We start from the raw sequence: 22,399 nt of genomic DNA, 5'->3' as shown, positions 1-22,399 counted from the left end.
GCGTGACGCCTATCACAGGCTCAGGACGAGAAAATCTCGGTGTAACGACGAATCCACTGGTCATGCACCGTCGCCAGGAAGGCGTTGTCGTGCATGATCGCCTTGTCGGCAATCTGCTCAGGCGTGAGGATGTAGGGGCTTTTGCGCGCTTCGGCGGAGATCACCGCCTTGGCATTGACCGGGCCGTTGTAGATGTCTTCGGCCATCTTGCCCTGCACCACCGGGTCCAGCGAGTGGTCAAGGAAGGCGTAGGCCAGGTCAGTATCGCCGGGACGATTCTTCGGCATCACCGACTGCATCAGGTCCGTGTAAAAGCCTTCTTTCATGCCAAAGGTGGCGCCCAGGCCGTAGTTCGGGTCGCGAATCTGCTTCGGGAAGAACGCTGGCGCGTACAGCCCGCCCATGTCCAGGGAACCGGTGCGGAACAACTCGGCGACCTGGTTCGGGTTCTCACCCAGCGTCACGACGCGGTCCTTCAACTCGGCGAGCTTCTTGAAGCCCGGCTCGATGTTGTGCTCGTCACCGCCTGCCAGTTTCGCGGCGATGATGATCAGGTCCATTGCCTCGGTCCAGTTGGGCGGCGGCAGGAAAATATTCGGCGCCATGTCCTTGTCCCATAGCGCGGCGTAGCTGTCAGGGGCCTCTTTCACGGTGCGAGTGCTGTACACCAGGCTGTTGCACCAGAGCAGGTAACCGATGCCGTGCCCATTGGCGCCGGTGCGGTACTTCTCAGGCACATCAACAATGTTGGGAATGCGGTTCAGGTCCGGCTTTTCCAGAAGACCGGCCGCCGCCAGGCCTTCGGCGCCGACGCCTGCCAGGGTGATGATGTCGTACTGAGGACGATCGCCGCCGGCCTTGAGTTTGGCGACCATTTCCGAGGTGCTGCCGGTGCGGTCTGCAATCACTTTGGCGCCGGTTTTGGCTTCGAATGTCGCCGCGATATTGCGCAGGGCTGCAAGGCCCGTGTCATCCGACCAGGTCAGCAGACGCAGGGTCTTGCCCTGGAATTTGCCATCACTGGCGCTCGCCCGGATAAAGGGCATGGACATGGCCGCCGCGCCCACGGATGCGACGCCCACTGCCTTGATGAATTGCCGTCTGTTCAGATCATGTTTGCCCACGTCGGACTCCATTGTTTTTCTGTCGCATGGTTGAGGGAATTCGCACCGCAGCGCGCAAGCCGACTTCTCTATAAGCCCCGGATGGCGGGGAGTTCAGCAAGTCAGCGGGGTCATCCTGCGGCGACGCAGGTCCCTCAACAATCGAAAGTTTTTCATTGGAGCCATGTGCTCGACGCATGCCTTATGGGGAGGCATGCGTGAACTGTTTTCGACCGGCTCAGACAGCGCGAACGACGTGTTTTATTTCCTGAAATGCCTGCATGCCCCAAGGCCCTAACTCGCGGCCCAGACTGCTCTGCTTGTAGCCGCCCCAAGCGGTTTGAGGAAAGATCACCTGTGGCGCGTTGATCCACACAAGCCCCGCCTGCAGCGCGTTGGCGACGCGTTCAGTGGTCGCGGCATCACGACCGACCACGCTGGCCACCAGACCGAACTGGCTGTCGTTGGCCAGAGCAATCGCCTCGGCTTCCGAGCTGAAACCCCGAACGCAGACCACCGGGCCAAAGATCTCCTCGCGCCACAGCGCACTGTCCAGGGGCACGTGGCTGAACACCGCCGGCTGTAAAAAATACCCGCGAGGCTGGTCGGCCGGACGTTTCCCGCCGCACAACAGACGCGCGCCCGTGTCTTTGCCGGCCTCGATATGGGCAATCACCCGTTGATACTGTGCCTTGTTGACTAAGGGGCCCATCTCGGCGCCTTCGTCCTGAGGGGCGGCGACCTTGATCGATCTGGCCTTTGCGACGATGCGCTCCAGAAAGGGTTCGAGCAGTTCGTTCGCCACCAGTACGCGGCTGGTCGCCGAGCACATCTGTCCGGCATTGAAGAATCCGCCGCCACTGGCCAGCTCCACCGCCAGATCCAGATCGGCATCGGCCAACACCAGAAGAGAAGACTTGCCGCCCAGTTCCAGGCTGACGCCTTTCACGGTTTCCGCCGCGCGCTGCATTACCTGCACGCCCACCGCATTACTGCCGGTGAACGACACTTTCGCGATGCCGGGATGGCCCGACATCGGCGCGCCGACCGCCAGACCAGTGCCGCAGACGACGTTGAACACCCCCGTCGGCAAACCGCTCGCGGCAATGATCTGCGCCAGTTCCAGCTCGGCGAGAGGCGTCACTTCGGAAGGCTTCAGGACCACACAGCAGCCGGCCGCCAATGCAGGCGCGAGCTTCCAGGCAGTGGTCACCATCGGAAAATTCCACGGCACGATCAGCCCGACCACGCCGCACGGCTCACGGCGCAGGCGCGCGGTGAATTCATCGCTGGGCAGCTCGACCGCACGGTTCTGCTGACCGTCGGACGCTTCGGCCAATTCGGCGTAATAGTTGAAGGTGCCGATCACATCGTCAACGTCGATGGCTGCTTCGAACCCCGGTTTGCCGTTGTTGCTCGATTGCAACTCGATCAGCCGCTCGCGACGGGCCGCCACACCGTGAGCGATTTTGCGCAGGATCATCGCCCGCGCCGCGCCGGTGGTTTTCGACCATGCGCCGAAGGCCTCGCGTGCAGCCTGCACGGCATCATCCACCGCACGCGCATCGCCACCGGTGACGATCGCCAGACGCTCCTCGGTCGACGGGTTGATCACGGTCAGTTGCTCGCCGCCAGCGCGCCAATGACCGTCGATGTACACACCTGCCAAAACCGGGCTCAACACAGTTGCCTCACTCACAATGCTTTCAATCCATTCATCCAGCGACGCTGGTCAATTTCGATGACGGTCGGGCCCTGACGGTCGTTGGCCGCATTCAATGCCGTTTTCAATTGCTCGACGCTGCTGGCCGCCTCGGCCGCGCAGCCCAGGGCTTTGGCGACGCCGATGAAATCAGGGGTGTAGATGTCCACGCCCACCGGCTCGATCGCGCGATTGACCATGTACTTCTTGATCTCCTCGTAACCCTGGTTATTCCACAGCAGCACGATGATCGGCGTGCGCGCTTCGACCGCGCTGGCCAGTTCCGACAGGGTGAATTGCAGGCCACCGTCGCCGATCAGGCAGGCAACCGGGTTGCGCTCCCCTGCATCCTGACTGCCAAGCCAGGCACCCACCGCCGCGGGCAAGGCATAACCCAGCGTGCCGTAGCCGGTGGACGAGTTGAACCAGCGGCGCGGCTTGTCCAGATCCAGCGTCAGGTTCCCGGTATAGACCGGCTGGGTCGAGTCGCCCACGAGCACCACGTCGGGCAGCACCTCCAGGACAGTTTCCAGGAACAGCGTCTGCCCGCGCGTGGCTTCATCCCATGACGCGGTCAGCGTCTCTTTGAGTGCAGCCGCACGTTTGTGGCCCCAGTCACTCTGACGCTCGGCCAGTGTTTCTTCGTTCACAGCAGCCAACAGGGCCTCGGCTGCGGTCCGGGCGTCGGACACCAGCGCGACCTTCGGCGGGAAGTTGCGCACCGTCTGATCAGGGTCGATATCGATACGCAGCAGCGTGCCGGGGATCTTGAAGTGTCCCTGGAACGTGATGTCGTAATCGGTTTCGGCCAGTTCTGTGCCGATCGCCAGCACCACGTCGGCGCCTTCGATGATTTCGCGGGTCGGGTCCAGCGACTGGGTCGAACCGATCAACAGCGGATGACTCGACGCCAGCATGCCCTTGGCGTTGATCGTCAGCGCAACCGGCGCGTCGAGCTTTTCTGCCAGCCGAGTGAGTGCGCCGGCCGCATCAATAGCACCACCACCGGCCAGAATCAGCGGACGCTTGGCGTTGGCCAGCAACCCGGCCATTTGCTTGATGGCGGCCGGCGATGGACCGGCCGGGGTGATCGACACCGGCTGGCTGTCCAGCAGGTCATCGGCGTTCTCGACCAGCACGTCCAGCGGGATTTCGATGTGCACAGGCCGGGGACGACCGGCCTGGAACAACGCGAACGCGCGGGCCAGCACCGACGGCAACTCGGCGGCCGACATCAACGTGTGGGAGAACGCCGCGACGCCCGCCACCAGCGCGCTCTGCGACGGCAGCTCATGCAGCTTGCCGCGTCCGCCGCCCAGCTGGTTACGCGATTGCACGCTGGAAATCACCAGCATCGGGATGGAGTCGGCGTAGGCCTGCCCCATGGCCGTGGTGATGTTGGTCATCCCGGGGCCGGTGATGATGAAGCAGACGCCCGGCTTGCCACGGGTGCGCGCGTAACCGTCGGCCATGAAACCGGCGCCCTGTTCGTGACGCGGGGTGACGTGATTGATCGATGAGCTCGCAAGGCCGCGATACAGCTCCACCGTATGCACGCCAGGGATGCCGAACACCTGCTCGACACCGTATCTCTCGAGTAACTTGACCAACACTTCGCCGCACGTCGCCATTTGTCTGGACCTTATAGTCGTTCGTTCTGAAAACCGGATTCGAAGCTGCCCGCCAGGCTCAGACCAGGCGCAACAGATGTAGGGTAATTGGAACCGTGCGGACATATCGGTGACAACGCAAAAAATGTCATGCTTAGGCATGTTCTCCACTCATGCCTGCGCAACCGATGAAACGCCTGCCTCCCCTGCCCGCCCTGCACACCTTCCTGATTACGGCTCAATGCTGCAATTTCACGCGTGCGGCAGAGCTGTTGCATATCACGCAGGGCGCCGTCAGTCGGCAGATTTCGGGGCTGGAAAGCCATCTGGGCTACAGCTTGTTTCAGCGTCAGGCCCGGGGCCTGAGCCTGACGGCGCAGGGCCGCGAACTGTTTCCGCGTATCCAGCAAGTGTTCGCATTGATCGATGAGGCGGTCGATCAGGTCGGGGTCAAGCGCGAGGCGCTGCAGCTCAAAGCGCCCACCTGCATGATGCGCTGGCTGCTGCCACGCCTGTTGCAGTGGCAAAAGGAACGCCCGGATGTGCCCGTGGAGCTGACTACAACCGTGCAGCACGCGGTGGACTTTCGTCGTGAGGAATTCGACGCCGCCGTGGTCTACGGCGCTCGCCCCGACGGATCGATGCAGGTCCATCACATTTTTGACGAACAGCTCACGCCCGTCTGTTCGCAATCGCTGCTTGACGGCCCGACGCCGCTGAGCGAGTTGAGCGATCTGGAGCAGCACATGTTGCTGCACCCGACCCGCGATCAACGTGACTGGGAGCAGTGGCTCAAGGCAGCAGGCACGACCCTGAGCAACATCAGCAAGGGTCAGCATTTCGATACCCTCGACCTGGCAATGACCGTCGCGTCTCAGGGTTCGGGTGTCGCGATTGGCGACTGGGCGCTGATCGGCGAAGACTTGAGCGCCGGACGACTGGTGATGCCGTTTGATCTGCGGGTCAAAACCGGTCAGGCCTATTATTTCGTCTACCCGAACCGTGCCGGGTCCTCACCACAACTGCAGGAACTGCTGGAGTGGTTGCTGGCCCAGGCCGCTCAGCGCGAGGGGCAGTGATCACGCCCGCAGCAGATCGGCCAGCAGGGTTTGACGGCGTTAAACCTTACAGCGCCCCTTCGCTGATAAAAACATTCAATCCTGATCGTTAAGCCATCATCGCGATAACGGCCTACACTCACCTTGTCCGACAAACAAACATTTTTTGTAACCGGATCGAGGCAAATGTCATGAAAACCACAATAAAAAGACAATGCGTGTACGTAGTCGCTGTTCTGGCGGTGCTCGGCATTTACGCGGCAGGCGCCTATCGAATAGAACAACTGCGGCAACAACCGCGCATGGCAGTGGTCTGCACCATTGGCCATTGTGTGCCGTCGGATGCGAGCTTCAGCGCCTTACGCTGATCGCATCTGCAGGCGTCGACAGCGGGTGAATCGATAAAGCCAGCTATCGATTAGCTAGCTAACGGACTAGACTGAGCGAAAATTCCCGCAGCGGTATACGGCGGGTCAACCTGCCAGTTCGAGCCCTTGTCGTGACCAGCCTTAATCAAACCCGTCCGGACATTCGCAGCATTCTCTTTGCGCTGATGATGGCCGTCTTTCTCAGTGCGCTGGACCAGACCATCGTCGCGGTCTCGATGCCCGCCATCTCCGCTCAATTCAAGGATTTCGACCTGCTGGCCTGGGTCATCTCGGCCTATATGGTCGCGCTCACCGTGGCCGTCCCGATTTACGGCAAGCTGGGTGACCTCTACGGCCGGCGGCGCCTGATGCTGTTTGGTCTGGGGACCTTCACCCTCGCATCCCTGTGTTGCGCCATGGCCCAGAGCATGGAACAACTGGTGCTGGCGCGCGTGCTGCAGGGTATCGGTGCGGGCGGCATGGTCTCGGTCAGCCAGGCGATCATCGGTGACATTGTCCCGCCCCGCGAACGTGGCCGTTATCAGGGTTATTTCAGCGGCATGTACGCAGCGGCGAGCGTCGCGGGCCCGGTGTTGGGCGGCTTTATGACCGAATACCTCTCCTGGCGCTGGGTGTTCATCATCAACCTGCCGCTGGGTCTCGTGGCCTGGTGGGTCGCGCGTCAGACCCTGATCGGCCTGCCGGTTCCGCAGCGCAAACCTGTCATTGATTACCTGGGCACGGTACTGATGATCATCGGCCTGACGGCCCTGTTGTTGGGCATCACTGAAATCGGTCAGGGTCATAGCTGGCGCGATGATCACGTGCTGACTCAACTGGGCGTGGCGCTGCTGGCGCTGGTGGTTTTCGTGCTGCATGAACGCCGATCCCCTGAGCCGCTGTTACCCATGCACCTGTTCGCCAACCGCAGCGCCGTGTTGTGCTGGTGCACGATTTTCTTCACCAGCTTCCAGGCCATCTCGCTGATCGTGCTGCTGCCACTGCGTTTCCAGACCGTGACAGGGGGCGGCGCCGACAGTGCGGCACTGCACTTGATGCCCCTGGCGATCGGCATGCCGATGGGCGCTTACTTTGGCGGGCGTCGGACGTCGCTCACCGGTCGCTACAAGCCGATCATTCTGACCGGTGCAGCGCTGATGCCGCTGGCGATTCTGGGCATCGCCTTCACACCCCCGCAGTCAGTCATCCTCACCGGTTTATTCATGGTGCTCACGGGCATTGCCAGCGGCCTGCAATTTCCCACGTCGCTGGTCGGCACACAGAACTCGGTGGACATGAAGGACATGGGCGTTGCCACCAGCACCACCAACCTCTTCCGCTCATTGGGCGGTGCCGTGGGCGTGGCAAGCATGTCGGCGCTGTTATTGGCGATGTTGACGACATCCGGTCTGGGCCACCTCAGTGGCGGCGCGATCGGTGAAGGCAGTTCGGGCAATCTGTTGATGGACAGCCTGCACGCCGCCAGCGGCCCGGCGCTGGAATTGCTTCGTGGCCAGTTGTCGATGACCTTCCAGCATCTGCTGATGATCAGTGCCGCCGTTTCCGTCCTCGGCCTTGCAGCGGCGTTGGCGATGCCGAACAACCTCTTGCGCGGGCGGGATGACAAGGATCGGTGAGGTTGTTTGCCGCCTACACGGTAGGCGGCAAGTTCACTGACTCAACCGTTGTAATACCCCACCGCCACCAGAAAATCCCCCACTTTGCGCATGTACGCGTGTTTGTGTTCGACCTTGCCGGTCACTGGGTTGCGCCAGCGGTATTCGTATTCGCCTTCCGGCTGTTTCTTGATCATGTCCAGCATCGGCACGCCGACCGGTTTGCCTTCCGGGTCCTTGACCTTGCTGAAATCGGTGTTGACGAGCCGCAGGTTGGTGCCGTGTGCGACATAGCGCTTGGTGTCGACATTAACCACGAACACGTAGAGATCATCCTGCAAAAAACCGCCTTTGAGGTCGTTGATCGCCTCAAGGGTTCCGTCCTGATCCAGCTCCAGCGCCGTGGACGCCTTGTCCAGCAACGCCCTCGCCTGTTCCGGCGATGCACGAGGCAGGTAATAACCGACGGCCAGAACACGGTCACCGACGCGTTGAAAATACACGCGCTTGCGTTCGACCTTGCCGTCATTCTGGTTCTTCCAACGGTATTCGGCCTGCTGAATACCGGCGCTTTCCGGAGTCTTTAGAACTTCCTTGAAGCCCTTCTGCAGCTCGGGGTCCAGGACCGAAGAGACGTCCCGGCCGATCAACACCACCGATGGCCCGCCGCTGGCAAGCATCACGCCGTTGGTGTCGGTGACAAAGACATAGCGCTCGCCGTCGACGAACTCGCCCTGACGACTGAATTCGGCCAGCGCCTTGTCACCGACTTGACGGTAATGGGCCACGGCTTTTTCCAGCAGTGCCTTCGCCGCCGCGGCCTCTTGAGCCTCGTCCCCCGCCGCCCAAAGCTGTCCCGCACACAGCCAGGCCAGCACGAAGACCAACCACTTTTTCCACGCCCCACATCCCGAAACGACCGGCATCGCGCTTACCCCGTTTTTTTGATTTGGCTGCAAGCTTAGTCGCGGGATGGCAATAAGGAAGTATTCGGCAGCTCGATGCTTGCATCTGCGGGACGCGCTTGCCCGCGATGCGCGGGTTCAGCCGCCATCTGTTCATCACGCCAACCCAGACTCACGCAGCAATCACCTTGCACCCGGTCGCTTCCTGAATCTGCTCGAAGGTCACGCCGGTGGCGAGTTCAACCAGCTGCAAGCCCTGCTCGGTGATGTCCAGCACGCCCAGGTCAGTGATGATCCGGTCCACCACCCCGACGCCAGTCAACGGCAGGTCACATTGCGCCAGAAGTTTGTGGGTCCCGCCTTTGGCCGTATGTTCCATCAAGACCACGACGCGCTTCACGCCCGCCACCAGATCCATCGCGCCGCCCATGCCCTTGACCATTTTCCCGGGGATCATCCAGTTCGCCAGATCACCGGTTTGCGACACCTGCATCGCGCCAAGGATGGACAGATTGATGTGACCGCCACGAATCATCGCGAACGAATCAGCGCTGTTGAAAAAGCTGCTGCCCGGCAACGTGGTGATGGTTTGCTTGCCTGCATTGATGAGGTCCGGGTCGACTTCATCTTCCTTCGGGAAGGGGCCAATTCCGAGCAAGCCGTTTTCGCTCTGCAACCAGACGTCCATGCCGTCGGGGATGTAATTGGCGACCAGGGTCGGCAGACCGATGCCAAGGTTGACGTAGAAACCGTCCTGCAACTCCTGCGCAGCACGATGCGCCATTTCTTCGCGTGTCCAGGCCATGTCAGGCACTCCTCACGGTGCGTTGTTCGATGCGTTTTTCCGGCGTCGCGTTGAGCACCAGACGCTTCACATAAATGCCCGGCAAATGAATCTGGTCAGGCTCCAGCGCGCCGGTCTCGACGATTTCCTCCACCTCCACCACGCAGACTTTTGCGGCCATGGCGGCCAGCGGGTTGAAGTTGCGCGCGGTTTTGTTGAACAGCAGGTTGCCCGACTTATCGGCCTTCCAGGCCTTGACCAGCGCGACGTCGGCACGCAGCGAGCGCTCCATCACGTACCACTCGCCGTCAAACTCACGGGTTTCCTTGCCTTTGGCCACCAACGTGCCGTAACCCGTTCGGGTGAAGAACGCAGGGATACCCGCCCCGCCCGCCCGAAGTTTCTCGGCCAGCGTCCCTTGCGGGGTGAACTCCAGTTCCAGTTCGCCGGCCAGGTATTGACGCTCGAACTCTTTGTTCTCGCCCACGTAAGACGAAATCATTTTGCGAATCTGACGGGTCGCCAGCAGTTGGCCCAAGCCGAAACCGTCGACACCTGCGTTGTTGCTGATCACAGTGAGATCGCGCTTGCCGGTGTCGCGTAATGCAGCAATCAACGCCTCAGGAATACCGCACAGACCAAAACCGCCAACGGCCAGCGTCATGCCGTCTTCAACGAGCCCCTGCAAGGCGTGGTCGGCGGTGGAATAGAGCTTGTTCAATGGTTGATCCTCGAAAGTCGCCGCTGTTGGCAACACTGCCAAAAGCGACAGGAATACTCTCGTCACATCCCCCCGAAAAACGCCGGGAGGCCTGTGCACCCTTGCGCCACACCGTTGCAACGTGCAGCGCGATTTGAGTGTAGAGGACGCTCAAGGAGGTGCCCGATGAATGGGCGCCATGTGCACAATCGGGCGCCATAAACGACAGCCTGTCGCGTTGCTGAATGCGCCCCGGGATTTAGGTAAAGCCTGGGTAAACCGTCTGTTCAATCCGCTTGAACGTATGTATAGATGCAGGCTAAGCGCCACACGGTTATAGTCGGTGCTCTGAAGAGCGCGATTCGTGTGGCTTTCAGCCCCGAGAGAGCAGACAGTGCATATTGCGCACAGAGAGAAAGTGCTTCAAACGCGGGGATCGCCAGACCCTGTGCAAGGGTCGCGCAAGGCGGGGCTGTAACGGAGCATATCCAGAACGGTATCAACCAGGCGTTCAGCGTCCTGGAACAGCGGAAAGCTGTCGGGCACCAGTAACCACTGGCCGAGAATGCCGTGTATATACGCATGCAGACAGATGGCCCCTCGATGAGGGTTCAGATTGGCGGGCAGCTGCCCTTGGCGAGACGCGTTGCTCAACGCCAGAGCGATACGTTCATTGGCATCGAGCCAGACGAATTGACGCTGACGCCGCATGTCACACATTTCATCGGTGAATTCAAATTTATGAAACAGAATTTCATTGATGCGGCGGGTTTTCGGGTCCATTGCAACTTGCTGAAACAAATGAACCAGGAGCTTCCGCGTCCAGCCCAGCGGATCCAGTTCATCCGCACTTTCACTGGCTCGGGCCATTTCCTCCAGCGGCTCATGCAGGCTGTCCAGCATCGCCTGCACCAGATCGGCCTTGTTGCTGAAGTGCCAGTAGATCGCGCCGCGGGTCACCCCCGCCAGGGCTGCGATGTCCGCCAGGGTCGTGCGCGACACGCCACGCTCGAAAAATGCCTGTTCGGCAGCTTCAAGAATCTGCCTGCGGGTTTCCTGAGCTTCTTCTTTCGTGCGTCGGACCATGGCAGTAAAACCTCAATGAAAATGCGTCAGGCTCTCCGGTCGAGTGGCCTGAACAGCATGCCGGACGGCCTTTGTAATGCCTTGTCCCGGACCTACAATCGATGCCCTCACTGCGTTCGTGTGTCGCAGCTATGGGTGTTTACAAACAACCGTGAACGTAAGTATATTCATTAGCTTGCTACTTATCCAGCCGGAAGACTTTTTACGCCCTTTCCAATTCTCATGAGCTCAGGCTCCTGACCCGAGGATCTTCATGCAATTCAAGCCAGCTGTTACCGTACTGGTCACTGCCGTCGCCCTGGCATCGCTGCTCAGCGGATGCAGTAAAAAGGAAGAAGCGGCCGCGGCACCACCGCCCCCTCAGGTCGGCGTCGTCACTCTGAAAACACAGGCCTACACCCTGACCACCGAACTGCCGGGCCGGACCACTGCGTTCCGGGTCGCTGAAGTGCGTCCGCAGGTCAACGGGATCATCCTCAAGCGTCTGTTCACCGAAGGTGCCGACGTCAAGGCAGGCCAGCAGCTGTATCAGATCGATCCGTCGATCTATCAAGCGAACCTGGACAGCGCCAAGGCGACCTACCAGTCGGCCAACTCGCTGGCCGGCCGCTATAAACAGCTGATCAACGAGCAAGCTGTCAGCCGTCAGGAATACGACACCGCTGTCGGCTCCGCGCGGGAAGCCCAGGCCGCGGTACAGACAGCCGAAATCAATGTGCGCTACACCAAGGTCTATGCGCCGATCTCTGGCCGTATCGGTCGTTCGTCGGTGACCGAGGGCGCATTGGTCAGCAGTGCCCAGGCAGACGCCATGGCAACCATTCAGCAGCTTGACCCAATCTACGTCGACGTCACGCAGTCTTCGGTCGACATGCTCAAACTGCGTCGCGAACTGGAAAGCGGTCAGCTGCAGAAAGCGGGCGACAACGCGGCGAAGGTCAAACTGGTGCTGGAAGACGGTAGCGTTTATCCGGTCGACGGCAAGCTTGAGTTCTCGGAAGTGTCGGTTGACCAGACCACAGGCTCGGTGACACTGCGCGCAGTGTTCCAGAACCCGGACCACACGCTGCTGCCGGGCATGTTCGTTCATGCACGCCTGCAGGCCGGTGTTGCAGCCAACGCAATTCTGGTGCCTCAGCAAGGCATTACCCGAGACCTTAAAGGCACTCCGACTGCGCTGATCGTCAACCAGGACAACAAGGTTGAAACCCGCACGCTGGTTGCCAACCGCACCATCGGCAGCGACTGGCTCGTCGAGAAAGGCTTGAACGCTGGCGATCGTGTAATCACTGAAGGTCTGCAGTACGTGAAACCGGGTGCCCAGGTGAAAGTCGCCGAAGCCACCAACGTCAAGGCAGCCAACCCGGCCCCTGCCCCGGCGACTGATCCAGCCGCAGGCAGTAAAGGGGAGTAATTCATGTCGAAATTTTTTATCGACCGGCCCATTTTCGCGTGGGTAATTGCCCTCGTGATCATGCTGGTGGGGACGCTCTCGATCCTCAAGCTGCCGATCAACCAATACCCCGCCATCGCTCCGCCGGCCATCGCGATTCAGGTCACCTACCCGGGTGCGAACGCGCAGACCGTGCAGGACACCGTGGTTCAGGTGATCGAGCAACAGCTCAACGGTATCGACAACCTGCGTTATGTCGCCTCGGAAAGTAACTCCGACGGCAGCATGACCATCACCGCGACGTTCAACCAGGGCACCAACCCGGACATCGCGCAGGTTCAGGTCCAGAACAAGCTCAACCTGGCGACCCCACTGCTGCCTCAAGAAGTGCAGCAGCAAGGTATCCGTGTCACCAAGGCGGTTAAAAACTTCCTGATGGTTGTGGGTCTGGTGTCCGAAGACGGCAGCATGGCCAAGGAAGACTTGTCCAACTACATCGTGTCGAACATGCAGGACCCGATCTCCCGTACCTCCGGTGTGGGCGACTTCCAGGTGTTCGGTGCGCAGTATGCGATGCGTATCTGGCTCGACCCGGCCAAGCTGAATAACTTTCAGCTGACGCCGGTCGATGTGAAAACCGCAATCAGTGCCCAGAACGTACAGGTTTCCTCCGGCCAACTCGGCGGCCTGCCTGCGCTCAAGGGTCAGCAACTGAACGCGACCATCATCGGCAAGACCCGTCTGCAAACTGCCGAGCAGTTCGGCAACATCCTGCTCAAGGTCAATCAGGACGGTTCGCAAGTTCGTGTGAAGGACGTGGGCACAGTCGGTCTGGGCGGCGAGAACTACAGCATCGACGCGCAGTTCAACGGCAAACCGGCTTCCGGTCTTGCGATCAAGCTGGCAACCGGTGCGAACGCACTGGACACCGCCAAGGCGATCCGCACGACCATTTCGCAACTCGAACCCTTCTTCCCGCCAGGCATGAAAGTCGTCTACCCATACGACACCACGCCGGTGGTGACCGAATCGATCTCCGGGGTTGTTCATACCCTCGGTGAAGCGATCGTGCTGGTCTTCCTGGTGATGTACCTGTTCCTGCAGAACTTCCGCGCAACTGTCATCACGACACTGACGGTTCCAGTGGTATTGCTGGGTACCTTCGGCATCCTCGCGGCAGCGGGCTTTACCATCAACACCCTGACCATGTTCGGCATGATTCTGGCCATCGGCTTGCTGGTGGACGATGCCATCGTGGTGGTGGAAAACGTCGAACGGGTGATGGCGGAAGACAAGCTGTCTCCGCGTGAAGCCACCATCAAGTCCATGGAGCAGATTCAGGGTGCACTGGTCGGTATTGCCCTGGTTCTGTCGGCGGTACTGCTGCCGATGGCCTTCTTCGGCGGCTCCACCGGTGTGATCTATCGGCAGTTCTCGATCACCATCGTCTCGGCCATGGCCCTGTCGGTACTGGTTGCGCTGATCTTCACCCCTGCCTTGTGTTCGACCATGCTCAAGCCCATTGACCATGAAAAACACGGGCAACCGAAACGTGGATTCTTTGGCTGGTTCAACCGCACGTTCGACCGCAGCGTACTGAGCTACGAGCGCGGCGTCGGGAACATGATCAAGCACAAGATCCCGGCTTATCTGGTTTACCTGTTGATCATCTGCGGCACCGTCTGGATGTTCACACGCATCCCGAGCGCGTTCCTGCCGGAAGAAGACCAGGGCGTTATTTTTGCCCAGGTTCAGACGCCGCCCGGCTCCACAGCCGAACGCACCCAGGTGGTCATCGACAACATGCGCAAATACCTGCTGGAGCAAGAGTCCGGTGCGGTTAACTCGGTGTTCACGGTCAACGGCTTCAACTTCGCGGGTCGCGGCCAGAGCTCGGGTCTGGCATTCATCATGCTCAAACCGTGGGAAGACCGTAACGCGTCCAACAGCGTGTTCGAGCTTGCCAAGCGTGCTCAGCAGCACTTCTTCGGCTTCCGCGATGCGATGACATTCGCCGTCGTGCCGCCTGCCGTACTGGAACTGGGTAACGCCACCGGTTTCGACGTGTACCTCCAGGATCAGGGCGGTGTGGGCCACGCCAAGCTGATGGAAGCGCGTAACCAACTGCTCGGCATGGCAGCACAAAGCAAGATACTGGCGGGCGTGCGGCCCAACGGTCTGAACGATGAGCCGCAGTATCAGTTGGTCATCGATGACGAACGTGCCCAGGCACTGGGTGTCAGCTTGTCGGACATCAACACCACACTCTCGGTGGCGTTCGGCGGTAACTACGTCAACGACTTCATCGACCGCGGCCGGGTTAAAAAGGTGTACGTGCAGGGTCAACCCAACGCGCGGATGAAGCCTGAAGACCTGAAGAAATGGTACGTGCGCAACACCGCAGGGGAGATGGTGCCGTTTGCCTCGTTCGCCACGGGCGAGTGGGTGTTCGGTTCGCCGAAACTGTCGCGCTATAACGGTGTTCCGGCCGAGGAAGTACTGGGTACTCCGGCGCCGGGCTACAGCACCGGTGAAGCGATGGCCGAGGTCGAGCAACTGGCCAAGAAACTGCCTGCAGGCATCGGCATCTCGTGGACGGGTCTGTCTTACGAGGAGCGTCTGTCCGGCTCTCAGGCGCCAGCACTGTATGCGCTGTCGATTCTGGTGGTCTTCCTCTGCCTTGCGGCCCTGTACGAAAGCTGGTCGATTCCAATCGCGGTCATTCTGGTGATCCCGCTGGGCGTGATCGGTGCACTGATGGCAACCAGTCTGCGGGGCCTGTCCAACGACGTGTTCTTCCAGGTGGGCTTGCTGGTAACGGTGGGTCTGGCGGCGAAGAACGCCATTCTGATCGTCGAGTTCGCCAAGGAACTCCATGAGCAGGGTAAAGGTCTGGTTGAAGCGACCATTGAGGCATGCCGGATGCGTCTGCGGCCGATCGTCATGACGTCGATGGCGTTCATCCTCGGCGTAGTACCCCTGGCGATTTCCTCGGGTGCAGGTGCAGGCAGCCAACATTCGATCGGTACTGGCGTAATCGGCGGTATGATCACCGCCGTGATCCTGGCGATCTTCTGGGTACCTCTGTTCTTCGTTTCGGTATCCGCGCTGTTCAAGAGCAAACAGAAACACATCCCACACGATGAGGCTGGCCAATGAGCAAGTCCCTGATCTCTCTGGCAGTTACCGCGTTCATTCTTAGCGGCTGCTCGTTGATCCCCGATTACATGCAGCCAGCAGCACCGGTGGCCGCCCAGTACCCGCAAGGCCCGGCGTATTCGCCGGCCGATGCGCCCAACCAGGCCGCTGCCGAGCAAGGCTGGCGTCAGTTCTTCCATGACCCAGCCCTGCAACAGTTGATTCAGACGGCGCTGGTGAACAACCGCGACCTGCGTGTCGCGGCCCTGAACATCGACGCGTACCGCGCGCAGTACCGCATCCAGCGTGCGGACCTGTACCCGGCCGTGAACGCTGAAGCCACCGGCACGCGTCAACGCGTACCGGGGGATCTTTCGCAAACCGGCCAGGCGGGCATCACCAGTCAGTATTCGGTCGGTCTGGGTGTCAGCTCCTATGAGCTGGACCTGTTCGGCCGCGTGCGCAGCCTGAGCGAGCAAGCCCTCGAAACCTATTTCGCCAGCGAAGAAGCCCGTCGCAGCACGCAAATCAGTCTGGTGGCCAACGTCGCCAACGCCTACCTGACCTGGCAGGCGGACAAGGAATTGCTCAAGCTGACGCAAGACACTCTGGGTGCCTTTGAAGAAAGCCTGCGCCTGACCTCGCGCAGCAGCGAAGTCGGCGTGGCGTCGGCCCTGGATCTGGCACAGTCGCGCACCTCGGTGGAAAGCGCCCGCGTCAAGCTGGCTCAATACCAACGACTGGTCGCTCAGGACGAGAACAACCTTGTCCTGCTGCTGGGCACCGGGTTGCCAGCCAACTTGCCGGCCCCGCAACCGTTGAGCGCTGACATGCTCAATGAAATGCCGGCCGGTCTGCCGTCCGAACTGCTGCAACGTCGTCCGGACATCCTCCAGGCCGAGCACAGCCTGAAAGCCGCCAACGCCAACATCGGTGCCGCGCGCGCCGCGTTCTTCCCGAGCATCAGCCTGACGGCCAGTGCCGGTACGGCGAGCGGCGATCTGAGCGGCCTGTTCAAAGGCGGTTCGGGCACCTGGCTGTTCACGCCGACGATCAATCTGCCGATCTTCAACGCAGGTAGCCTGCGCGCGAGCCTGGATTACTCGAAGATTCAGAAAGACATCGGCGTTGCCAACTACGAGAAGGCGATTCAGACCGCGTTCCAGGAAGTGTCCGACGGCCTGGCTGCACGCAAGACCTTCACCGATCAGCTCAAGGCGCAGAACGACTTCGTCGCGGCCAACCAGGACTACTACCGTCTGGCTGAGCGCCGTTATCGCATCGGGATCGACAGCAACCTGACCTTCCTCGACGCCCAGCGTCAGTTGTTCAGTGCGCAGCAGTCGTTGATCACGGATCGTTTGTCGCAGTTGTCCAGTGAGGTGAATCTGTACCGCGCGCTAGGTGGCGGTTGGTACGAACAGACCCAGAACGGCCAGAAACAGCCGACCTCGGGCGATGTTCCGGCCATGCGGATGTTCTGATTCGACGCTTCATGCTTCACGAGAAACCCACCGCTTGGTGGGTTTTTTTATGGGTGCGCCAGGCATGGCTCGTGCGGAGATTCATCGTTCTGCCTAACGGCAGAACCACTGCCAGCGTCACCCAAGACAATGGATCTGCACACGACGCTAAATCCGATTCATCCCAACAAAAACTCCGTCACCCTCCACGTAAACGTCTCCTCCAACTCAACGCTCGACAAATGCGCCGCGTAGTAATCAGACAGCTGCGAACCCTGGATGTGATTGTGCAAATAGTGCCCATCGGCAACCGTCGTCACCGCATCATGACTGCCGCAGATAATCAGCGTATCCACCGTAATCGAACTCACCTGCTTACGGAAATCCGCATCACGCACCGCTGCACAGCACGCGGCATAGCCCAGTGGAGAAGTGCTGGCCAGCACGTCGGTCACCGCCGTGACTTTATCCGCATGATCACGGGCAAACTCCGGCGTGAACCAACGCCCTACAGCCCCCGCGCCCAGCGCCTTCATCGCCTGGTCGCCGTCCTTGTTCACCATCTCGATCCGAGGCTTCCACATCTCAGGTCCGCCGATCTTCGCGGCTGTGTTGCACAGGATCAGCTTATGCAAACGATCATTGGCGTGGATGCCCAGCCACTGACCGATCAGCCCACCCATCGACAGACCACAGAAATGCGCGCGCTTGACCTTCAGGGCATCGAGCAGCGCCAGCACATCGCGCCCTAACTGCTCGATCGTGTAAGGCCCCTGAGTGACAAGCGACCTGCCATGGCCACGGGTGTCATAACGCACCACCCGGAAGGACTTCTTGAATGCCTCGATCTGCGCGTCCCACATGTGCAGGTCTGTGCCCAGCGAGTTGGAGAGCACCAGCACCGGCGCGCCAGCGGGACCCTCCACCTCGTAATACATTTCACCGTCTTCAAGATGTACGAATGCCATAGCAGCTCCTTGTTATCGAGCACTTGCGGAAAAGTCATTGAGGAGTATGGATGACGCGCGCCTGCTCGCAGGCGCGCGCGGATGAATCAGTGGTCTTCGTGCAGGTAGTGCGGCTTCTTCGGCAGGCGCAGGCTGAAGAGGAAGGCAATCGCCATCATGGCCGTCACGTACCAGTAGAAGACGTTTTCCGAGCCCATGTTCTTGAAGCTCAGCGCCACGAACTCCGCCGAACCGCCGAAGATGGCGTTGGCAACCGCGTACGCCAGGCCTACACCCAGCGCGCGGACATGCACCGGGAACATTTCGGCTTTGACCAGGCCGCTGATCGAGGTGTAGAAGCTGACGATCGCCAGTGCCAGCGTGATCAGGACGAACGCCAGGACCGGGCTGGTGGTGGTTTTCAGGGTCACCAGCAACGGCACGGTGCAGATCGTGCCCAGCGCACCGAACCACAACATCGACGCACGACGACCGATCTTGTCCGCCAATGCGCCAAACACCGGCTGCATGCACATGTACAGGAACAGCGCACCGGTCATGATGTAGCTGGCGACCTTGGGGTCCATGTGAACGGTGTTCACCAGGTATTTCTGCATGTACGTGGTAAAGGTGTAGAAAATCAGCGAGCCGCCGGCGGTGTAACCCAGCACGGTAATGAACGCGGCTTTGTGGTCACGGAACAGCGCGGCGATGCTGCCCGCGTCCTTGTCCTGACGCACGTCGGCGGTAGTGGTCTCTTTCAACGAGCGACGCAGCAGCAGCGAGATGACGGCAGCCACGGCGCCGACCACGAATGGAATCCGCCAGCCGTACGCTTTCAACTCATCGGCATTGAGAAACTGTTGCAGGATGACCACGGTCAGGACCGCCAGCAATTGGCCGCCGATCAGCGTCACGTACTGGAAGGACGCGAAGAAACCACGCTGCCCCCGCAGCGCGACCTCACTCATGTACGTGGCAGTGGTGCCGTATTCACCACCGACCGACAGCCCTTGGAACAGGCGCGCAATCAGCAGCAGAAAGGGCGCCCAGGCACCGATGGAGGCGTAAGTCGGCAAGCAGGCGATGACCAGCGAGCCGGCGCACATCATCAGAACCGAAATCATCATCGAGTTCTTGCGGCCATGCTTGTCGGCGACGCGGCCAAACAGCCAGCCACCGATAGGACGCATCAGGAAGCCCGCCGCGAATACGCCTGCGGTATTGAGCAGTTGCACGGTCGGATCGTCAGACGGGAAGAAAGCCGGTGCGAAATAGATCGCGCAGAAGGCGTAGACATAGAAGTCGAACCATTCCACGAGGTTGCCGGAAGAGGCACCCACAATCGCAAAAATCCGTTTGCTCCTTTCTTCTCCGGTGTAGTGAGTCGTTGTCATTATTGTTTCCCCAGTTTTTATAAGTACCAGCCCGTTCGAGCCTGTTCCAACGGCCAGTCTACGACATAGTTTGCAACACTTGGACTTAAGCAGTAACACTTCGACATCACAAGGACAACCGCCCAAGCCATCGAGTTGCCTGTTCGTGGAGGCAGTCGATGGCTCGGGTGGCTGGACGCGTCAGGTGTCGCTTATCGTTCTAATGCCAGGGCCAGGCCCTGTCCCACGCCGACGCACATGGTGACCAATCCCTTGCTGCCGCCGGTTTTCTCCAATTGATGCAACGCGGTCAGCACCAGACGCGCGCCGCTCATACCCAAGGGGTGGCCCAGGGAAATAGCCCCACCGTTCGGGTTGACCTTGGGCGAGTCGTCGGCGATGCCGAGTTCACGCATGACCGCCAGGCCCTGGCTCGCGAAAGCCTCGTTGAGTTCGATCACGTCAAAATCCGAGACGGCCAGGCCCAGACGCTCCACCAGCTTGCGCACCGCCGGAACCGGACCGATGCCCATCACGCGAGGCAAGACGCCCGCGCTGGCCATGCCCAGAACACGGGCACGTGGGGTCAGACCGTGTTTTTTGACCCCCTCGGCTGACGCCAGGATCAGCGCAACAGCGCCGTCGTTCAGACCGGCTGCGTTGCCTGCGGTCACCGTCTTGCCCGCACCGTTGACCGGTTTCAGTCTGGCCAGCCCTTCCAGGCTGGTGTCCGCGCGCGGGTGCTCATCCTGGTCGACAAGGGTTTCGCCCTTCTTGTGAGCGATACGCACCGGCACGATTTCTTCGGCGAAGAAGCCCGAAGCCTGAGCCGCGGCGGTCCGTTGCTGGCTGCGCAGCGCAAACGCATCCTGGTCTTCTCGGGACACCTTGAAGTCCTCGGCGACGTTGTCGCCGGTCTGCGGCATTGTTTCGACGCCGTACTGGTCTTTCATCTGCGGGTTGACGAAGCGCCAGCCCAAGGTGGTGTCTTCCAGCTTCTGACCGCGACCGAAGGCCGTGTCAGCCTTGCCCATCACGAATGGCGCACGGGACATCGACTCGACACCGCCGGCAATCGCCAGCTCCATTTCGCCACAGGCAATGGCGCGGAACGCGGTGCCCACGGCGTCCAGACCCGACGCGCAGAGGCGATTGAGGGTGACGCCGGGGACGGTCTCCGGCAAGCCGGCCAACAGTGCCGCCATGCGCGCGACGTTCCGGTTGTCTTCGCCCGCCTGATTGGCGCAGCCGAGGAACACTTCGTCGACCTCGTTCCAGTTCACCGATGGATTGCGCTCCATCAGGGCTTTGATTGGCAGAGCGGCCAGATCGTCCGCACGGACGGTTGCCAACGCGCCGCCGAAGCGGCCTATCGGGGTGCGAATCGCATCGCAGATAAAGACGTCACGCATCATGCTTCTCCCGGGGCCTGCCCATGGGCGGCAGCCGTACGCGCTTCAAGGTCACGCAAGGCGCTCAGCTCGTATTCGCTAGGTTCTTCGGAAACCACCACGTTTTCGGCAAACCGCAGCTCCCAACCGGTGGCGGCGATCACCTGTTCGCGGGTCACGCCCGGATGCAGTGTCGTCACGACAAACTCGTGGGTGCCTGCTTCCGGCTCCATGATGCACAGGTCAGTGATGATGCCGACGGGCCCTGCGCCCGGCAGACCCAGGCGTTTGCGAGAATCGCCGCCTTCGCCATGGCCGACGGAGGTCATGAAATCGAGCTTGTTGACGAACGCACGGGAAGATTGCTTGAGGATGATCAGCACTTCCTTCGCCGAACCCGCAATCTCCGGCGCGCCACCGGCACCCGGCAAGCGCACTTTCGGGTTGTGGTAATCACCGACCACGGTCGTGTTGATGTTGCCGAAACGGTCGACCTGAGCAGCACCGAGGAAACCCACATCGACGCGACCGCCCTGCAGCCAGTAGCGGAAAATTTCGCTGGTGGACACCACGGTGTCTGCTGTTTCGGCCAGTTCACCGTCACCGATGGACAGCGGCAGAACATCCGGCTTGGCGCCGATCGGACCGGATTCGTAAATCAGCACGACGTCCGGTGACGAGGTCAGGCGCGCGAGGTTCGCAGCCTTGGAAGGCAGCCCGATGCCGACGAAGCAGACAGAGCCGTTTTTCAAGCGACGGGCAGCGGCCACGGTCATCATTTCACTGGTGGTGTAGGTCATTATTTTGCCTCCGAAGCGCGGGCCAGCTTGCTCTGGAACTCACTGAAGTCACGGGTGCCGTGGATGTATTCGTCGATCCATGCAGTAAATGCCTCACGGTCACGGCCGATCGCGTCCCACGCCTGATAGAAACGGTTGTCGCGCTCGTAGTAACCATGAGCGTAAGAAGGGTGTGCCCCGCCCGGTACGACGCAGACCGCACTGAGGGCCCAGGTTGGCAGCACGCAGGCATTCATCGGGGCCTTGAGGTCATCGACGATTTCCTCAACGGTGACAATGCAGCGTTTGGCAGACAGCGCCGCTTCTTTCTGTACACCGAGAATGCCCCACAGCAGCACGTTGCCCTTGCGGTCCGCTTTCTGTGCGTGGATCACGGTGACGTCAGGACGTACTGCGGGCACGGCGGCCAACACTTCGCCGGTGAACGGACAGGTCACGGACTTGATCAGCGGGTTGACCTTCGGCAGGTCAGAACCGGCGTAAGCGCGCAGGACCGCGAACGGTAAGCCCGATGCGCCCGCTACGTAAGCGTTGGCCAAGTCCGCGTGGCTGTGCTCTTCGATTTCCAGCGGTTGCGGCCACTGTTTTTCAACGGCATCGCGCAGTCGGTGCAACGAGCCGACACCTGGGTTGCCCCCCCACGAAAAGATCAGCTTTTTCGCACAGCCCGAACCGATCAACTGGTCGTAGATCAAGTCCGGCGTCATGCGAACCAGCGTCAGGTCTTTCTTCTTCTGACGAATGATTTCGTGACCGGCGGCTGTAGGAATCAGATGGGTGAAGCCCTCCAGCGCAACGGTGTCGCCATCGTTGACGAATTGCTTCACGGCATCGTGCAGGGAAAGAATTTCAGCCATGGGGTGCTCCAGGTTCAAAAATCTCAATCGGTGAGCGACACGTCAAACAGTGCCGGGATGAGATTCAGGTTATGCCTGAGCGTGGAGCTGAACAATCCGATA

18 protein-coding genes are annotated in these 22,399 nt (G+C 60.6%); 6 read left to right on the top strand and 12 right to left on the bottom strand.

Going from position 1 to position 22,399, the window contains the following annotated elements:
- Positions 1-20: 20 nt before the first annotated feature.
- From AB4N84_RS16545 to AB4N84_RS16535, 3 genes are all read right to left on the bottom strand, one after another.
- A complete protein-coding gene (locus AB4N84_RS16545; protein WP_460042269.1) occupies positions 21-1,124 on the bottom strand; it encodes an ABC transporter substrate-binding protein in 1,104 nt (367 codons plus the stop codon).
- 217 nt (positions 1,125-1,341) lie between these two features.
- On the bottom strand, positions 1,342-2,802 hold the full coding sequence (locus AB4N84_RS16540) for an aldehyde dehydrogenase family protein (RefSeq protein WP_074755609.1): 1,461 nt from the start codon (positions 2,800-2,802) through the stop codon (positions 1,342-1,344).
- A complete protein-coding gene (locus tag AB4N84_RS16535; protein WP_460042268.1) occupies positions 2,799-4,436 on the bottom strand; it encodes a 5-guanidino-2-oxopentanoate decarboxylase in 1,638 nt (545 codons plus the stop codon). The genes AB4N84_RS16540 and AB4N84_RS16535 overlap by 4 nt, the downstream gene beginning before the upstream one ends.
- Before the next feature lie 167 nt (positions 4,437-4,603).
- On the opposite strand from AB4N84_RS16535, the gene AB4N84_RS16530 reads away from it, so the two are divergent.
- The 3 genes from AB4N84_RS16530 to AB4N84_RS16520 all read left to right on the top strand — a co-directional run bounded on the left by AB4N84_RS16530 (position 4,604) and on the right by AB4N84_RS16520 (position 7,478).
- On the top strand, positions 4,604-5,494 hold the full coding sequence (locus AB4N84_RS16530) for a LysR substrate-binding domain-containing protein (protein ID WP_460047039.1): 891 nt from the start codon (positions 4,604-4,606) through the stop codon (positions 5,492-5,494).
- 197 nt (positions 5,495-5,691) lie between these two features.
- Positions 5,692-5,841 carry a hypothetical protein gene (locus tag AB4N84_RS16525; RefSeq protein WP_460047194.1) on the top strand — a complete coding sequence of 50 codons (150 nt, stop codon included), beginning with the start codon at positions 5,692-5,694 and terminating at the stop codon, positions 5,839-5,841.
- A 131-nt stretch (positions 5,842-5,972) separates the two neighbouring features.
- Positions 5,973-7,478, top strand: a complete 1,506-nt coding sequence (locus AB4N84_RS16520) for an MDR family MFS transporter (RefSeq protein ID WP_460042266.1) — start codon at positions 5,973-5,975, stop codon at positions 7,476-7,478.
- Positions 7,479-7,519: 41 nt separating this feature from the next.
- On the opposite strand, the gene AB4N84_RS16515 is transcribed toward AB4N84_RS16520, so the two are convergent.
- The 4 genes from AB4N84_RS16515 to AB4N84_RS16500 all read right to left on the bottom strand — a co-directional run bounded on the left by AB4N84_RS16515 (position 7,520) and on the right by AB4N84_RS16500 (position 10,932).
- Entirely contained in the window at positions 7,520-8,383 is an 864-nt protein-coding gene (locus AB4N84_RS16515) for a cache domain-containing protein (RefSeq protein ID WP_460042265.1), read from the bottom strand.
- A gap of 151 nt (positions 8,384-8,534) precedes the next feature.
- A complete protein-coding gene (locus AB4N84_RS16510; protein WP_460042263.1) occupies positions 8,535-9,167 on the bottom strand; it encodes a CoA transferase subunit B in 633 nt (210 codons plus the stop codon).
- A 1-nt stretch (position 9,168) separates the two neighbouring features.
- Entirely contained in the window at positions 9,169-9,867 is a 699-nt protein-coding gene (locus AB4N84_RS16505; protein WP_460042261.1) for a CoA transferase subunit A, read from the bottom strand.
- 402 nt (positions 9,868-10,269) lie between these two features.
- Positions 10,270-10,932 carry a TetR family transcriptional regulator gene (locus AB4N84_RS16500; RefSeq protein ID WP_460042260.1) on the bottom strand — a complete coding sequence of 221 codons (663 nt, stop codon included), beginning with the start codon at positions 10,930-10,932 and terminating at the stop codon, positions 10,270-10,272.
- Between the two features lie 253 nt (positions 10,933-11,185).
- Between AB4N84_RS16500 and AB4N84_RS16495 the strand changes: the two genes are divergently transcribed.
- Genes AB4N84_RS16495 through AB4N84_RS16485 form a run of 3 tightly spaced genes read left to right on the top strand, consistent with a single transcriptional unit; the run spans position 11,186 to position 16,947 of the window.
- Positions 11,186-12,346: an efflux RND transporter periplasmic adaptor subunit gene (locus AB4N84_RS16495; protein WP_074755593.1), complete on the top strand. Its 1,161-nt coding sequence runs from the start codon at positions 11,186-11,188 to the stop codon at positions 12,344-12,346.
- Between the two features lie 3 nt (positions 12,347-12,349).
- Complete coding sequence (locus tag AB4N84_RS16490; protein WP_460042258.1) at positions 12,350-15,484, top strand: efflux RND transporter permease subunit; 3,135 nt, start codon at positions 12,350-12,352, stop codon at positions 15,482-15,484.
- The gene (locus AB4N84_RS16485; RefSeq protein WP_074755589.1) at positions 15,481-16,947 is read left to right on the top strand and encodes an AdeC/AdeK/OprM family multidrug efflux complex outer membrane factor; all 1,467 of its coding nucleotides are present in this window, start codon (positions 15,481-15,483) and stop codon (positions 16,945-16,947) included. The genes AB4N84_RS16490 and AB4N84_RS16485 overlap by 4 nt, the downstream gene beginning before the upstream one ends.
- 158 nt (positions 16,948-17,105) lie before the next feature.
- Here the strand turns inward: AB4N84_RS16485 and pcaD are convergent, their stop codons facing one another.
- The 5 genes from pcaD to AB4N84_RS16460 form a co-directional block, all read right to left on the bottom strand.
- The gene (gene pcaD / locus AB4N84_RS16480) at positions 17,106-17,894 is read right to left on the bottom strand and encodes a 3-oxoadipate enol-lactonase (protein WP_460042257.1); all 789 of its coding nucleotides are present in this window, start codon (positions 17,892-17,894) and stop codon (positions 17,106-17,108) included.
- Positions 17,895-17,980: 86 nt separating this feature from the next.
- Positions 17,981-19,270, bottom strand: coding sequence for an MFS family transporter (locus AB4N84_RS16475; protein WP_074755585.1), 1,290 nt, complete (start codon positions 19,268-19,270; stop codon positions 17,981-17,983).
- A gap of 191 nt (positions 19,271-19,461) precedes the next feature.
- Complete coding sequence (gene pcaF / locus AB4N84_RS16470) at positions 19,462-20,664, bottom strand: 3-oxoadipyl-CoA thiolase (RefSeq protein WP_460042256.1); 1,203 nt, start codon at positions 20,662-20,664, stop codon at positions 19,462-19,464.
- On the bottom strand, positions 20,661-21,440 hold the full coding sequence (locus AB4N84_RS16465) for a CoA-transferase subunit beta (protein ID WP_074755581.1): 780 nt from the start codon (positions 21,438-21,440) through the stop codon (positions 20,661-20,663). The genes pcaF and AB4N84_RS16465 overlap by 4 nt, the downstream gene beginning before the upstream one ends.
- Positions 21,440-22,297: a CoA transferase subunit A gene (locus AB4N84_RS16460; protein WP_074755579.1), complete on the bottom strand. Its 858-nt coding sequence runs from the start codon at positions 22,295-22,297 to the stop codon at positions 21,440-21,442. Before AB4N84_RS16460 ends, AB4N84_RS16465 begins: the two co-directional genes overlap by 1 nt.
- Positions 22,298-22,399: the final 102 nt, after the last annotated feature.

Source organism: Pseudomonas sp. S2_H01, assembly GCF_054668305.1.
This window is presented reverse-complemented; position numbering and strand designations above follow the sequence as displayed.

Excerpts from the sequence above, each read along its gene's own strand:
- AB4N84_RS16535 (WP_460042268.1), bottom strand. The coding sequence starts at position 4,436 with ATGGCGACGTGCGGCGAAGTGTTGGTCAAGTTACTCGAGAGATACGGT.
- AB4N84_RS16530 (WP_460047039.1), top strand. The coding sequence starts at position 4,604 with ATGAAACGCCTGCCTCCCCTGCCCGCCCTGCACACCTTCCTGATTACG.
- AB4N84_RS16515 (WP_460042265.1), bottom strand. The coding sequence starts at position 8,383 with ATGCCGGTCGTTTCGGGATGTGGGGCGTGGAAAAAGTGGTTGGTCTTC.
- AB4N84_RS16510 (WP_460042263.1), bottom strand. The coding sequence starts at position 9,167 with ATGGCCTGGACACGCGAAGAAATGGCGCATCGTGCTGCGCAGGAGTTG.
- AB4N84_RS16500 (WP_460042260.1), bottom strand. The coding sequence starts at position 10,932 with ATGGTCCGACGCACGAAAGAAGAAGCTCAGGAAACCCGCAGGCAGATT.
- AB4N84_RS16495 (WP_074755593.1), top strand. The coding sequence starts at position 11,186 with ATGCAATTCAAGCCAGCTGTTACCGTACTGGTCACTGCCGTCGCCCTG.
- AB4N84_RS16490 (WP_460042258.1), top strand. The coding sequence starts at position 12,350 with ATGTCGAAATTTTTTATCGACCGGCCCATTTTCGCGTGGGTAATTGCC.
- AB4N84_RS16485 (WP_074755589.1), top strand. The coding sequence starts at position 15,481 with ATGAGCAAGTCCCTGATCTCTCTGGCAGTTACCGCGTTCATTCTTAGC.
- pcaD (WP_460042257.1), bottom strand. The coding sequence starts at position 17,894 with ATGGCATTCGTACATCTTGAAGACGGTGAAATGTATTACGAGGTGGAG.
- AB4N84_RS16475 (WP_074755585.1), bottom strand. The coding sequence starts at position 19,270 with ATGACAACGACTCACTACACCGGAGAAGAAAGGAGCAAACGGATTTTT.
- pcaF (WP_460042256.1), bottom strand. The coding sequence starts at position 20,664 with ATGATGCGTGACGTCTTTATCTGCGATGCGATTCGCACCCCGATAGGC.
- AB4N84_RS16465 (WP_074755581.1), bottom strand. The coding sequence starts at position 21,440 with ATGACCTACACCACCAGTGAAATGATGACCGTGGCCGCTGCCCGTCGC.
- AB4N84_RS16460 (WP_074755579.1), bottom strand. The coding sequence starts at position 22,297 with ATGGCTGAAATTCTTTCCCTGCACGATGCCGTGAAGCAATTCGTCAAC.